This is a genomic window from Ensifer sp. R1-3, assembly GCF_056739175.1.
Genome location: NZ_CP096516.1, coordinates 1,625,244 through 1,639,121, shown reverse-complemented (window position 1 = coordinate 1,639,121; position 13,878 = coordinate 1,625,244). Strand labels below are relative to the sequence as shown.

At 65.3% G+C, this 13,878-nt stretch carries 10 protein-coding genes; 9 read left to right on the top strand and 1 reads right to left on the bottom strand.

Annotated elements, in window-relative coordinates; genetic code table 11:
* Positions 1–41: 41 nt before the first annotated feature.
* The 9 genes from M1D43_RS24835 to M1D43_RS24795 all read left to right on the top strand — a co-directional run bounded on the left by M1D43_RS24835 (position 42) and on the right by M1D43_RS24795 (position 12,985).
* On the top strand, positions 42–2,120 hold the full coding sequence (locus tag M1D43_RS24835; RefSeq protein ID WP_014527679.1) for an alpha-ketoacid dehydrogenase subunit alpha/beta: 2,079 nt from the start codon (positions 42–44) through the stop codon (positions 2,118–2,120).
* A 2-nt stretch (positions 2,121–2,122) separates the two neighbouring features.
* Positions 2,123–3,259 (top strand): dihydrolipoamide acetyltransferase family protein, encoded by a 1,137-nt coding sequence (locus M1D43_RS24830; protein WP_014527680.1) that lies wholly within the window; start codon positions 2,123–2,125, stop codon positions 3,257–3,259.
* A 91-nt stretch (positions 3,260–3,350) separates the two neighbouring features.
* Positions 3,351–4,373, top strand: a complete 1,023-nt coding sequence (locus M1D43_RS24825; RefSeq protein ID WP_003527931.1) for an ABC transporter substrate-binding protein — start codon at positions 3,351–3,353, stop codon at positions 4,371–4,373.
* A 249-nt stretch (positions 4,374–4,622) separates the two neighbouring features.
* Positions 4,623–6,128 carry a sugar ABC transporter ATP-binding protein gene (locus M1D43_RS24820; RefSeq protein ID WP_014527681.1) on the top strand — a complete coding sequence of 502 codons (1,506 nt, stop codon included), beginning with the start codon at positions 4,623–4,625 and terminating at the stop codon, positions 6,126–6,128.
* The gene (locus M1D43_RS24815; RefSeq protein WP_014527682.1) at positions 6,128–7,120 is read left to right on the top strand and encodes an ABC transporter permease; all 993 of its coding nucleotides are present in this window, start codon (positions 6,128–6,130) and stop codon (positions 7,118–7,120) included. Before M1D43_RS24820 ends, M1D43_RS24815 begins: the two co-directional genes overlap by 1 nt.
* The gene (locus tag M1D43_RS24810) at positions 7,117–8,073 is read left to right on the top strand and encodes an ABC transporter permease (RefSeq protein ID WP_010974943.1); all 957 of its coding nucleotides are present in this window, start codon (positions 7,117–7,119) and stop codon (positions 8,071–8,073) included. The genes M1D43_RS24815 and M1D43_RS24810 overlap by 4 nt, the downstream gene beginning before the upstream one ends.
* Positions 8,074–8,086: 13 nt before the next feature.
* A complete protein-coding gene (locus M1D43_RS24805; protein ID WP_014527683.1) occupies positions 8,087–9,088 on the top strand; it encodes a LacI family DNA-binding transcriptional regulator in 1,002 nt (333 codons plus the stop codon).
* A gap of 53 nt (positions 9,089–9,141) precedes the next feature.
* Entirely contained in the window at positions 9,142–10,386 is a 1,245-nt protein-coding gene (locus M1D43_RS24800) for a Gfo/Idh/MocA family protein (RefSeq protein WP_014527684.1), read from the top strand.
* A gap of 55 nt (positions 10,387–10,441) precedes the next feature.
* Positions 10,442–12,985: an NAD-dependent epimerase/dehydratase family protein gene (locus tag M1D43_RS24795; protein WP_014527685.1), complete on the top strand. Its 2,544-nt coding sequence runs from the start codon at positions 10,442–10,444 to the stop codon at positions 12,983–12,985.
* A 31-nt stretch (positions 12,986–13,016) separates the two neighbouring features.
* On the opposite strand, the gene M1D43_RS24790 is transcribed toward M1D43_RS24795, so the two are convergent.
* Positions 13,017–13,796 (bottom strand): ZIP family metal transporter, encoded by a 780-nt coding sequence (locus M1D43_RS24790; RefSeq protein ID WP_013850242.1) that lies wholly within the window; start codon positions 13,794–13,796, stop codon positions 13,017–13,019.
* Between the last annotated feature and the right edge of the window lie 82 nt (positions 13,797–13,878).

Sequence of the window (13,878 nt, the reverse complement as noted above, 5' to 3'; positions counted from 1 at the left end):
AGCGGCGTAGTCTTGATCTCGGAGAACTGGAGGAGACCCTGATGGCTCAGGCCGCACTCAAAAAGGACCGGCGCAACGCACCGGACGAGAGCATCGACTGGAAAAAGGTCGTGCAACTTCTGCTCCTGTCGCGCGCGCTCGACGAGATGGAGGAGCAGCGCCTCGTCCCTGAGAAGAAGATTCTCTACCAGTTCTCGGCACGCGGCCATGACATGGCGCAGATTCTCCTCGGGCTTCACCTCACTGGCAGGCACGACGCGGCATGCGGCTATTATCGCTCGCGCCCGCTGCTGCTGGCGCTCGGCGTCGATCCGGCGGACGCGCTCGGCTCGGCGATGGGGCGCGCGGGCGGATATTCCGACGGCCGGGACATCGGTGTCGTCTTCAACTATCCCAACCCGCACGGCGCCTCGGCTTTGCCGATGTGCGGAGGGGTCGGCACCCAGTATACCCCGACGGCCGGCTGGGCGCAGGCGATCACCTATTTCAGCGAAGTTCTCGGAAAAGAGGAATATCAAAAGGATATTGCCGTCGTGCTGGGCGGTGATGGTTCGGTCGCCTCCAACGGCTTCTGGTCCGCTCTGACGATCGCGACGACGCAGGGCCTGCCGCTGCTCTTCTATATCGAAGACAACGGCTTCGGCATCTCCGTTCCCTCGAGCTTCCAGACGCCCGAAGGCAATATTGCCGGCAACCTCGCCGGCTGGAAAAACTTGACCGTGCTCGACGGCGACGGCTCGGATCCGGAAGAGGCCGCCCGGCTGACGAAAGGCGCCGTGGAACTGGTGCGCGAAGGGCGGATGCCGGTGCTGCTCAGGCTCGAGGTGCCCCGCCTCGAAGGACACAGCTTCCAGGATACCCAGACCTACAAGAGCGAGGAGCTCGTCAGGAGCGAATGGGCACACGATCCGTTGCCGCGGCTGAGGGACTATATCGTCCCAGCCATGTTGAGCGCCGAGGAATGGAACGAAGCTGCGAGAGACGCGAAGGCGGCCGCCGAACGGGCGCGCGTCGAGGCCGAATCCCGGCCGGTCGCCGATCCCGAAACCGTCACCAGCCATGTCTTCTTCGAAGGCCGAATGCAGGTCATGGGCGGGCAGCACCCTGCCGGCTATCGTCCGCCGAAAACGACGGAGACGGCGACGGGCGACGGCCAGAGGATCAACATGGTGACGGCGATCCGCCGCACGCTCGATCACGAGATGACGGTGAACCAGCGGGTCGTCCTCTTCGGGGAAGATATCGGCCCGAAGGGCGGCGTTCATGCCGTGACCCTCGGGCTGCAGGAGAAATTCGGTACCGCCCGCGTCTTCGACACGTCGCTCTCGGAGGAGGGCATCATCGGTCGGGCGGTCGGCATGGCGCTCGCGGGCCTCGTGCCGGTGCCGGAAATCCAGTTCCGCAAATATGCCGAGCCCGCGATCGAGCAGCTCAACGATTGCGGCACGATCCGCTGGCGGACCAGCAACCGCTTCGCCGCGCCGATCGTCGTGCGGATGGCGGGGGGATTCTTCAAATGCGGCGATCCGTGGCACAGCCAGACGAACGAGGTCGCCTTCGTCCACCAGCCCGGCTGGAAGATCGCCGTTCCCTCCAATGCCGAGGACGCCGTTGGGCTCCTGCGCACCGCCTTGCGCGGCAACGATCCGGTGATCTTCTTCGAGCACCGGGCGATGCTCGACCATCCCTGGGCGCGGCGGCCCTATCCCGGCGATGCATTCGCCCTGCCCTTCGGCAACGCGAAATTCACGCGCGAAGGCCGCGACATCACCATCGTCACCTGGGGCGCCATGGTGCCGCGTTGCGAAGAGGCGGCAGAGGGGATCTCAGCCGACGTGATCGATCTGAGAACCCTGATGCCATGGGACAGGAAAGCGGTCATCGCATCCGTGCGCCGCACCCGCCGGTGCCTCATCGTCCACGAGGACCTCGCAACGGCGGGTTTCGGCGCGGAGATTGCCGCAGCCGTCGCCGACGAAGCCTTCATCGATCTCGACGCGCCGATCTCGCGCCTCACCATGCCGGATATTCCCAGCCCCCATAATCCCGCCCTGCTCGACTGGGCGGTTCCTTCGACGGAACGCATACGCCGGAAGATCATCGACCTTCTGGAGTTCTGAGGATGGGCGGCCTCATCGACATCCAGGCTCCGCTGGAGCAGGAGGGGACCAAAGCGGTCGTCCGCAATTGGCTCAGGAAGATCGGCGATCCGGTCAAATCGGGCGATCCCCTGGTCGAGCTCGAGACCGACAAGGTGACCCAGGAGGTGTCGGCGCCCGCCGACGGGGTGCTCGCGGAAATCCTGATGCGGAATGGCGACGATGCCACGCCCGGCGCCGTTCTCGGCCGGATCGGCAGCGAGGCTGCCGGGGCGGGACACGCGCCGCACTACTCGCCGGCCGTACGGCATGCCGCGGAAGAATATGGCCTCGATCCGGCCACCGTCACCGGCACCGGCCGCGGTGGCCGCGTCACGCGCGCCGACATGGACAGGGCGTTTACCGCCCGGCAGGAAGGCCCTGCTTCGGTCGCGGCCGAGGCTGGCGACAGAGGAGCCGCACCCAAGTCGCGCAGGATACCGCATAGCGGCATGCGCGCCGCGATCGCCGAACATATGCTCAACTCCGTCACGACGGCGCCGCATGTGACGGCCGTGTTCGAGGCCGATTTCTCGGCGGTGATGCGCCATCGCGACGAGCATGGGAAGAGGCTTGCGGCGGACGGCACCAAGCTCTCCTATACGGCCTATGTGGTTTCAGCCTGCGTGGCGGCGATGCGCGCGGTCCCCGAGGTCAACAGCCGCTGGCACGAGGATGCGCTCGAAACATTCGACGACATCAATATCGGCGTAGGTATTTCCCTCGGGGACAAGGGCCTGGTCGTGCCGGTGATCCATCGGGCGCAGGATTTGTCGCTTGCCGAGATTGCGGCCCGGCTGCAGGACCTGACGACGCGTGCGCGCTCGAACGCGCTCTCCCGCGCGGACGTGACGGGCGGCACCTTCACCATTTCCAATCATGGAGCCTCCGGATCGCTGCTCGCGGCGCCGATCATCATCAACCAGCCGCAATCGGCGATCCTCGGCGTTGGCAAGCTCGACAAGCGGGTGATCGTCCGCGAGGTGGACGGCGCCGACACGATCCAGATCCGTCCGATGGCCTATGTGTCGCTGACGATGGACCATCGTGCGCTGGACGGCCACCAGACGAATGCGTGGCTGACGCATTTCGTCCGCGTGATCGAGACCTGGCCGAAGTAATCCACTCCACCCCTGCGGCCATCACCGAAACGGCGATTGAAATCGATTACATTTTCTGGCTTCATGTGCCGGCAAGATTTGGGAGGATCTTATGAAGAAATTTTTCGCATTTGCGCTGGGCACGGTCGCGTCCATCGTCCTGTCGGCATCCGCTCACGCCGAGACCTTTAAAATCGGTCTCTCCAACGGTTGGGTCGGCAGCGAGTGGCGTACCCAGATGATCGACGAGGCAAAGGCCGCGGCTGCGGAATGGAAGGAAAAAGGCGTCGACGTCGAGGTCTCCGTCCAGAGCGCCAATGTCGACGTGCCGGGTCAGATCGCGCATATCCGCAACTTCATCGCGGAAGGGGTGAACGCCATCATCGTCAACCCCAACAGCCCGACCGCCTTCGATCCGATCTTCGCCCAGGCGAAGGAAGCCGGCATCCTGGTGATCGCCACCGATGCGGAAGTCTCTTCGCCGGATGCCATCTATGTCGGCATCGACCAGACCGCCTGGGGTGCCGCGGGCGCCAAATGGCTCGCCGAAACGCTCGGCGGCAAGGGCAAGGTAGTTGCGATCAACGGCGTCGCCGGCCATCCCGCGAACGAGATGCGCGTCGCCGGCTACAAGAGCGTCTTCAAGGATCATGCGGACATCCAGGTCGTCAACGAGGTCAATGCCAACTGGGACCAGGCCCAGGGCCAGCAGGCGATGCAGAACATCCTTGCCACTTATCCGGACATCAACGGCGTGCTGGTGCAGGACGGCATGGCGGCCGGCGCCTGGAAATCGATCATGGACGCCGGCAAGGCCGGCCAGATCGCGGCGACCGGCGAAATCCGCAAGGACTTCATCGACCTCTGGATCAAGGAAAAGCTGAATTCGGGCGCGACCGTAAACCCGCCCGGCGTCATGGCGAGCGCCCTCAACGTCGCCGTCCTGATGCTGCAGGGCAAGGAACTGAAGGAGCCGGCAAAGGCCGGACAATACGGCAACGCGCTCTACCTGCCGATTCCCTTCATCGACTCGAAGAACGTGGCGGAAGCCGCAAAGCAGCTCGAGGGCAAGCCCGGCTATTATTCCTATACGAGCTCGCTTTCGATCGAAGAGGCGGAAGCGCTGTTCAAGTGAGCCTTTCGGCAGAGCCCACGGTGCCGCGAGTCCTGGTGGGCGAGCGGTACCCGGCAGCGGCGTCATGGGTTTGACGCATTCATTCTTCCTCATCCCTGTGCCTGTCACAGGGATCCAGCAGCGCCGCGTCGGCGGCGCGGGAGAATCCTTTCGGCCCAAGGATCTGGGCTCACTGGATTCCTGTGACGAGCACAGGAATGAGGAACGGGAGGAGGGCCTCCCCAAACCGAAGCGAACGGACGAGTTTCCATGTCGAAGTTGAAACTGAGCGGCGTGAGCAAGGCTTACGGCGCGACCCTGGCGCTCCGCCGCGGCGACCTTGAGCTCATGGCCGGCGAAGTCCATGTCCTGATGGGTTCCAACGGCTCGGGAAAAAGCACCCTCTGCAAGATCATTGCGGGCAGCGTGCGGCCCGATGGCGGCAAGATCTTCGTCGACGACCAGCCGGTGACGATCAGTGGACCGCGCTCGGCGCGAGCCCACGGCATCGGCATCTTCTATCAGGAACTCAGCCTCGCCGCGCGCCGCTCGGTCGAGGAGAACATCTCGCTTGGCAAGCTGCCGGTCAAATCGCGGGTCTTCATCGATCGCTCGGAGCTCCGGCAGCGCGCGGCGCGCTATATCGGCCTTTTCGACGGCGTCTGCGGCGAAGGGTTTTCCGCCGACACACTCGTCGGCAACCTGCGCCCCGACCAGCGTCAGCTCGTCGAGATCATGAAGGCGCTGGCGAGCGAGGCGCCGCTCCTCATCTTCGACGAGCCGACCTCGGCGCTCGACCGAGCCCAGGTGGAGCGCTTCTTCGAAATCCTGCGCGATCTCAAACGTCGCGGACGCGGCATCATCTTCATTTCGCACCGCATGGACGAGATCAAGGCGATCGGCGACCGCGTCACCATCATTCGCGACGGCGAGACCATCACCACGCTCAGTCTGGGCGAAACCGATCCGGCGACCGTCATCCGGTTGATGGTCGGCGGTGCCGGCGACATGCCGGCATCGCAATCGTCGGTGCCGGCGGTGGTGGAGGGAGAGGGAGGCACAGCGCTGACGGTGCGCGATCTTTCCGGCCGCGGTTTCCGTAATGTGAGTTTCGAGGTTGGCCGCGGCGAGATTCTCGGCTTCGGCGGGCTGCACGGCCAGGGCCAATCGGCGGTGCTCAGAGCGATCTTCGGCGCCGGTTCGATCGCCTCGGGCGAAATCCTGATCGGCGACAGCCGCTTCGACGCTTCGAACCCGCGTGACGCGATCCGGCGCGGCTGCGCCTATGTCTCCGGCGACCGCAGCCGCGACGGCGTCATCAGCGGAAGGCCGATCATCGAGAACGTCACGCCGATCCATTATCTGCGCGACCGGCTGATGATCGCTCGGCGGGGCAAGCTGCGCGCCAAGGTAGCGCCGGCGCTCGACAGCATGCACACCAAATTCGCGAGCCTCTTCCACCCGATCGGTTCGCTTTCGGGCGGCAACCAGCAGAAGGTGATCATCGCCCGCTGGCTGATCGACCGCCCCGACGTGCTGCTGCTCGACGACCCGACCAAGGGCATCGACCTGTCGGCCAAGGCGGACCTCTTCGCGCTGATCCGGCAACTGGCCGCGGAGGGGCTCGGCATCGTCCTCTATTCGTCGGAGGATGCCGAACTGCTCGGCAACGCCAACCGCATTCTCGTCTTCAACGGCGGATCGGTCAGCCGGGAGCTCACCGGGGCGGACCGCACCCGCTATAATCTGTACCAAGCCGCTTACGAGGCCGCGTGATGGCAGAGACCGCAACCGTCCCGACATACCGGCGCGCCGGCGGCATCGGCAGGCTGCTGGAGCGCTATCCTTTCCTGCCCGCGCTCGTTATCGTCGCCGCACTCCTTCTCCTCAACGGCTTCTTTTCGCCGAACAGCTTGACATTCCGGGCTCTGACCGGGCTGCTCAGCACCTATATGGCGCTGATCCTGCTCGCGATCGCGCAGACCTACGTCGTCTATGCCGGTGACATCGACCTCTCGGCCGGCGCGATCCTCTCGCTGGTCAACGTCGCGATCGTGGTCCTGATGGAACGCTGGGGAGGGGGCGCCGGCGCGGTGCTCCTGGCACTGGCCATCGGTCTCCTCCTCGGGCTCGCCTGCGGGCTCGTGAACGGCCTCGTGGTCGCGGCTCTGCGGCTGCAGGCGATCGTCGCGACCTTCGCGACCAGCATCTTCTTCACGGGCCTTGCGCTCTACATCCTGCCGGTTGCCGGCACGCCGGCGCCGGCGCTCTTCTGGCGCACCTATGGCGGCCGGCTTTTCGGCGTTCCCTTCGTCTTCTACATCCTGGCGGCCCTCGTCATCCTCCTCGCCGTGATGAGCCGCACCAGGCTGGTCACGCAACTGCTTGCCGTCGGCGACGACCAGCAGGCGGCCTATCAGACCGGGCTGCCTGTCATAACGACCCGGATCAAGGGCTATGTGCTCTGCGGCCTCTTCTCCGCGCTCGCCGCCTTCTGCATCACCGGCGATACCGCAAGCGGCGATCCGCTGGTCGGCGGCAAGATGACGCTCTACAGCGTCGCGGCGGTCGTGCTCGGGGGCAGCGCGCTCTCCGGCGGCTGGGGCACCGTCGTCGGCTCGCTGCTCGGGGCGCTGACGATCGGGCTCATCAACTCGGTCGTCTTCTTCATGGGTACGCCGTCCGAGTGGCAGAACTTCGTGCAGGGCCTTGCGATCCTCCTCGTCCTGATGGCGGGCGTGCTTGCCGGCAGGAGGGCGCGCTCATGAGCCGGGTGGTGTCCTTCGTCCGTCAGCCGATCGTCGTCGCGCTCGTGCTCATCGTGCTTCTCCTCTATCTCGGCGAGGCGCTGTCGCCGGGCTTTGCGACCGGCGGTCAGATCCTGCGGCTCCTGATAGTCGCCTCGCTGCTCGGCATCGTCGCGGCCGGCCAGAACGTCGTCATACTCGGCGGACGCGAAGGAATCGATCTCTCGGTCGGCGGCGTCGTCTCGCTCTCGGCAATCCTCGCGGGCAACGTCATGAACGGTGCCGATGGCGGCATCCTGCCGGCCGTCGCCGCCTGTCTCGCGGCCGGCGCCTTCTTCGGCCTCTTGAACGGGCTCGGCGTCACGCTCCTCAGAATCCCGCCGCTGGTGATGACGCTCGGAATGCTGGGGGTGCTGCAGGGGCTTCTCGTCGTCATCCGGATGGGAATTCCCTCCGGCCAGGCCGCGCCCGCGCTCTCGCGCTTCGTCACGCAACCGCTCGCCTATGGCATTCCCGGCATCATCTGGCTGTGGATCGTGATCGGCATCCTCCTGGCGCTCATGCTCAACCGCACCGTCTTCGGCCACCGCATCTATGCAATCGGCTCGAACGAGCACGCGGCTTACATGGCGGGCGTGCCGGTCAAGCTGGTCCGCATCGCGCTCTTCATGATCTCCGGCATGTTCGCCGCGACCGCCGGGCTCTGCCTGCTCGGCTATTCCGGCACGTCCTTCGCCAATGTCGGCGAGCAGTACATGCTCCCCTCGATCATCGCGGTCGTCTTCGGCGGCACATCGCTTGCCGGGGGCAAGGGCGGCTACACCGGAACCATGGCGGGCGCGGTCCTGCTGGTCATCCTGCAGAGCATCCTGACGACGATCAACATCGAGGAGTCCGGACGGCAGATGGTGTTCGGCGCGACGCTGCTCCTGCTCATGATGTTCTACGGACGCGGCCGGGCGATGCGCGCATGAGGGACCGCCGAGGATGAGGGACCGGCCGAAGATCAAGGACATCGCCGAGAAGGCGGGCGTGTCGGTGGCCACCGTCTCGCGCGCCCTTGCCGCTTCGACGCTGGTGACCGCCGAGACGCGCCAGCGCGTGCTCGACCTGGCGCGCGAGCTCGATTACCGCCCGAATGTCAGCGCCCGAAATCTGCGCACCCGCAGGTCCATGACGGTGCTGATGGTCGTGCGCGATGTCGGCAATCCCTTCTACCTCGACATCCTCAAGGGCGTCGAGGCAACGGCGCGCGAAGCCGGCTATGCCGTGCTGATGGGCAATACGGAGAACGACCCGGCCCGCGAGACCGAGTATTTCAACATGCTGCGCGACGGACATGCCGACGGCATGATCCTGATGACCGGCAAGCTGCCGTCCGCCGGCGACTGGAACCATCTGCCCGTGGTGGTGGCGCTGGAAATGATCGAGGGCTCGGGCCTGCCGCATGTGCAGGTCGACAATGTCGCCGCGGCCCGCGGTGCCGTCGAGCACCTGATTTCGCTCGGCCATCGGAGGATCGCTCATATATCCGGGCCGGTTCCCGAGCCGATGAGCGTCTATCGGCGGGAGGGGTTTCGCCTGGCGATGCGCGATGCCGGGCTGACGATTCCAGCCGGCTACGAGGTGCGGGGCGACTTCCTGATCGAAAGCGGCGAGGAATGCTGCCGCTCGCTCTTCTCTCTTTCAGATCCGCCGACGGCGCTTTTCGTCGCCAATGACGAAATGGCCTATGGCGCCGTCCACGAATTGAGACGAATCGGACGCGACGTGCCGGGCGACGTGTCGGTCGTCGGCTTCGACGATCTCTATCTGAGCAAGGCCTTCTATCCGCCGCTGACGACGGTCGGCCAGCCGCGCTCCGAGATCGGCCGCACCGCCATGGCGGTGCTCCTTGGAATTCTGGCGGGCGGCTCGGAGGTGGCCGAACCGATCGTGCTGCCCACGGTTCTGAAAGTCCGAGGCAGCACGGCGCCGCCACTTATCTGAAAGCGCATGCGGGCGGCAGGAGACAGTCGCCGCTCATTATCGGGGAGGAAAGAATGACCACATTACCGAAACAGACCTTGCGCGTCGGCTTCGTCGGCACCGGCTTTATCGCGCATTTCCACCTCAAATCGCTCATCGGGGTACGCAATGTCGAGGTGACCGGCGTCTACAGCCGCAATCCCGAAAACCGCGAGCGCTTCGTGAGCGAAGTCGAGGCGCTCGATCTCGGCGAGTGCCGCGCGCATGAGAGTCTCGAATCGCTCCTGTCCGCCGGCGACGTCGATGCGGTCTGGATTCTGTCGCCGAACTACACCCGGCTCGACGTCATGCGGACGCTCCACCGGGAGATCAAGGCGGGACGCGGCAAGATCTTTGCGGTCGCCTGCGAGAAGCCGCTTGCGCGCACTGTGGCGGAGGCACGCGAGATGCTGCACCTGGCCGAGGATGCCGGTCTCAACCATGGCTATCTCGAAAACCAGGTCTTCTGCACACCGGTGCTGCGGGGCAAGGAGATCATCTGGCGGCGCGCCGCCTCGACCACCGGCCGGCCCTATCTCGCACGCGCCGCGGAAGAACATGCCGGTCCGCACGAGCCCTGGTTCTGGCAGGGCGACAAGCAGGGCGGTGGGGTGCTTTCCGATATGATGTGCCACAGCGTCGAGGTGGCGCGCCATCTGCTCACGGCGCCCGGTGCCCCCCGCAATTCGCTGAAGGTCAAGTCGGTGAACGGCACGGTGGCGAACCTCAAATGGACGCGGGCGGGCTATGCCGATGAGCTGCGCCGCCGCTTCGGTGAGGATGTCGACTACCGCCGGCGCCCATCGGAGGATTTCGCCCGCGCCACCGTGGCGCTGGAGGACGAGGAGGGCAACGAACTGATGATCGAGGCAACGACCTCCTGGGCCTATGTCGGCGCCGGCCTGCGCATCCAGCTCGAGCTTCTCGGGCCCGAATATGCGCTGGAGTACAATTCGCTCGGCACCGGCTTGAAGATATTCCTGTCGCGGGCCGTGCAGGGCACCGAGGGCGAGGACCTCGTCGAAAAACAGAATGCCGAGCAGGGCCTGATGCCGGTGCTTGAGGACGAGGCCGGCGTCTACGGCTATACGGACGAAAACCGCCACATGGTCGAATGCTTCCGCAAGGGGATAAAGCCGCTCGAAACCTTCGAGGACGGCCTGGCGGTCGTCGAAATCCTGATGGGCCTCTACCGCTCCGCCGAGATCGGCGCGACGCTGCATTTCCCCGCGCCGGAGCTGGAAGACTATGTGCCCGTCGTGGCGCGGACGGGGGCGTAGTTCTTTCGCTCAACCAGGTCGGGAACCTTCCTGCCCGAGCGCGGTTTGCTTCGGCATGCCGAAAGATGCAAATCAGCCGACCGTTCTCATTACCGGCTCGAGCGGTTTCCTGGGCCAAGCGATCGCGCATCGCCTGAGGGACCGGTATCGCGTCATCGGGCTCGACCTGTCCCCTCCGAAGGGCGAGTCCGAGACCGAAGAGACGATCAAACTCGACATCACCTCCGACGAAAGCGTGAGAGAGGCGATCGAGACGGCGGGTAAGCGTAGCGGCGGGCGCCTTGCTTCCGTCATTCATCTTGCCGCCTATTACGACACCACCGGCAAGGACAACCCCAAATACGGTGCCGTCAATGTCGAGGGCACGCGCCGGCTGCTGGAGGCGCTGCAGGGCCTTCCCACCGAACAGTTCATCTATGCAAGCACGCTGCTGGTGCAGGCACCCAGTCCGGCCAAGGGTGCGCGGATCAACGAGGATGATCCGCTGGACCCCGCCTGGGCCTACCCCAAGTCGAAGGCCGAGACCGAGGCGGTAATCGCCAAACATCGCGGCGCGATCAGGACCGCGACTCTTCGCCTCGCCGGCGTCTATGACGAGGACTGCCGAGCCGCTTTCATCGCCCAGCAGATCGCCCGCATCTTCGAGCGGCTCCCGACGGCCTATCTGTTCAGCGGCGATCTGGACGCGGGCCAGCCCTATCTGCACAAGGACGATCTGGTCGAGGCTTTCGCGCGCACCGTCGGCCACCGCAACGAATTGCCCGACGATTGCGTGTTCCTGATCGGCGAGGAGGAAACGCTCTCCTATGGCGACTTGCAGAAGCGTATCGGCCGGCTGATCCACGGCGAGGACTGGCGCACGCTCGCCCTGCCCAAGAGCCTTGCCAAGCCGGGGGCATGGATGCAGACCGAGGTGCTCGACGAGGAGTCGGAGATTAAGCCGTGGATGATCGAGAACTCGGACGATCATTACGAGATCGACATCTCCCGTGCCCGCAAAAAGCTCGGCTGGGAGCCGAGACACAGCCTAGCTGCGACGTTGCCGGAAATGATCCGGCGGCTCAAGCAAGACCCGACCACCTGGTACGCGAAGAACAAGCTGGAGCCCTCCGTGGTCGCCGCCTCGGATCCGGAAATCGAGCAGGCGGAGAAACGCCTGGCGGAGCCGCTGGAGCGCAGCGACGCTGAAGTCGAAGTTGCCGTGGAAGAACACCGGCTGCGCACGCTCTGGGCGCCGCTGGCAAATGTCGCTCTCGGCCTGTGGCTCGTCTCCTCGCCGGCGACGCTCGGCCTTTTCGACCCCGTCGGCGTGCCACTGCCGCCGGCGCTCGGCCACGAGATCGCGGAGCCCGCCATACGCAATGCCCGACTCGGGATCAGCGAGATCCTGTCCGGATTGCTCGTTGCGGCATTCGCGCTTTTCGGCATGTACCGGCGCTGGTCCCATGCGCAATGGATCACGGCAGCGCTCGGCGTCTGGATCATGCTCGCCCCGCTTGTCTTCTGGACGACGAGTGCTGCGGCCTACGCCGTCGATACGCTTGCCGGCATGCTGATCGTGGCTTTTGCGGTTATGATTCCGCCGACACCCGGCATAAGGCTGCGGGCGCTCGCGGCCGACGACGACCGGCCGCTCGGCTGGAGCTATTCGCCGTCCTCCTTCACCCAGCGCATGCCGATCGTCGCGCTCGCCTTCGTCGGCCTCTTCGTCTCGCGCTATCTCGCCGCCTATCAGATGGGCCATGTCGACGGGCTCTGGGACCCGTTCTTCGGCCCGGGCGAGGCCCCCGTCCGCAACGGCAGCGAGGCGGTCGTGACGTCCTGGGTTTCCAAGGGCTTTCCGATCGCCGATGCCGGCCTGGGCGCCTTCGCCTATGCGCTTGACATTCTGGCCGGCGCGATCGGAGACAGTCGCCGCTGGCGCACCATGCCCTGGATGGTGCTCCTCTTCGGCCTGCTGATCGTGCCCCTCGGCGCCGTCAGCGTCTCCTTCATCATCATCCAGCCGCCGCTTATCGGCGCACTCTGCACGCTCTGCATCATCCAGGCGGCCGTCACCGTCGTGCTCATCCCCTATTCGATCGACGAGGTGCTCGCGACCATCCAGTATCTCTGGCGCGTAAGAAAGGCGGGCGAGCCCTTCTGGCGGACGTTCTGGATGGGCGGCCCGGCCATTTCGGAGGACCAGACGCCGGCCCCCGACCTCAACCGGCCCGCCTCCGAGCTGCTGAAGGAATTCATCGTCGGCGGCGTCAACTTCCCCTGGACGCTGGTCGCGAGCGCTCTGCTCGGCGCGGTCCTGATGACGACGCCCATGGTTTTCGGCAGCGTCCCGCCGCTCTATCACAGCGACCACATTCTCGGCTGCGTCGTGATCCTGGTTGCCGTCACCGCCATGGCGGAGGTCGTCCGTCCGGTGCGTTTCCTGAATGTGCTGCTCGGCGCCTGGGTGGCGGCTTCGCCCTTCCTGCTTGCCGGCGGCAGCACGGTCGCCACCTTCGCCAATCTCGCGATCGGCCTGGCATTGATCGCGCTCAGCCTTCCGCGCGGCACGCGCAGCGAAGAACATTATGGGGGCTGGGACCGGGCGATCGTCTGAACGGACGGGCACTCCTCGAGACACGATTGCGTCAGCTCATCTGCGCAAGCACCATGACGAGCAGGAAGCCGGCGGCATTGGCGATCGCGGAGGATTGCTGGAACTGGTGCGACTCCGCTTCCGGCACGAGATCGGTAATCGTCAGGTAGAACATCCCGCCCGCTCCCGTCGCGAAAAGAAAACCGGTGACCGGCTGGGCCAGGCCTTTCAGGAGGAACCACCCTGCCACGGCGGAAACGAAAAGGGAGAGTCCGATGAGGGAGGTCCATCCGAGTGTCCGGCGCTTCGCGTTCTTCCGCTCCTCGTCGAGCGTCAATTCGCCGATGCTCATTCCTTCGCTGAAATTGTCGATGCAGATCGCGAGACCCACGATCAGCGCCACCTTAGGCTCGAAGGTCGCGCCGACACCGATCGTCATGCCTTCGATCAGCTCTTCCGCACTCGTGCCGCCGGCGAGCACCGCGACATTGCTCCCGCGCGGCCTGCGCCGCCGATGCAGGCGATCGACCTCGGCCTTCTGATCCGCTTCCGGTCCGGCCATTTTCCAGCGGTTGACGTAGAGGTCGAGAATATAGACGAGTCCCAGGCCGAGCAAAAACCCGGCAACGGCAAGCGGAAGACCTGCAAGTTCCATGGAGGTGGGCATCATCTCGAAAGCGAAGGTGCCCATGAGGACGCCGGCCGCGAAGCCGACGGCGATCGAGAGCACGAGGCTGGACGGCCTGAGCGAGATCGCCACCAGGCCGCCCAGGGGCGATGCGACGGCCGCCGCCGCCGCAATTCCCAGGATGATCAGGAGATCATTATTCATCGCTGCCTGGGTGGTCATCAGCGGGGGGAGGTGCGCGAGTACCCCCTTGTGATCGCATGCCGAAGGCGGCGCCGAGAACGAG

Excerpts from the sequence above, each read along its gene's own strand:
- M1D43_RS24835 (WP_014527679.1), top strand. The coding sequence starts at position 42 with ATGGCTCAGGCCGCACTCAAAAAGGACCGGCGCAACGCACCGGACGAG.
- M1D43_RS24830 (WP_014527680.1), top strand. The coding sequence starts at position 2,123 with ATGGGCGGCCTCATCGACATCCAGGCTCCGCTGGAGCAGGAGGGGACC.
- M1D43_RS24825 (WP_003527931.1), top strand. The coding sequence starts at position 3,351 with ATGAAGAAATTTTTCGCATTTGCGCTGGGCACGGTCGCGTCCATCGTC.
- M1D43_RS24820 (WP_014527681.1), top strand. The coding sequence starts at position 4,623 with ATGTCGAAGTTGAAACTGAGCGGCGTGAGCAAGGCTTACGGCGCGACC.
- M1D43_RS24815 (WP_014527682.1), top strand. The coding sequence starts at position 6,128 with ATGGCAGAGACCGCAACCGTCCCGACATACCGGCGCGCCGGCGGCATC.
- M1D43_RS24810 (WP_010974943.1), top strand. The coding sequence starts at position 7,117 with ATGAGCCGGGTGGTGTCCTTCGTCCGTCAGCCGATCGTCGTCGCGCTC.
- M1D43_RS24805 (WP_014527683.1), top strand. The coding sequence starts at position 8,087 with ATGAGGGACCGGCCGAAGATCAAGGACATCGCCGAGAAGGCGGGCGTG.
- M1D43_RS24800 (WP_014527684.1), top strand. The coding sequence starts at position 9,142 with ATGACCACATTACCGAAACAGACCTTGCGCGTCGGCTTCGTCGGCACC.
- M1D43_RS24795 (WP_014527685.1), top strand. The coding sequence starts at position 10,442 with ATGCCGAAAGATGCAAATCAGCCGACCGTTCTCATTACCGGCTCGAGC.
- M1D43_RS24790 (WP_013850242.1), bottom strand. The coding sequence starts at position 13,796 with ATGAATAATGATCTCCTGATCATCCTGGGAATTGCGGCGGCGGCGGCC.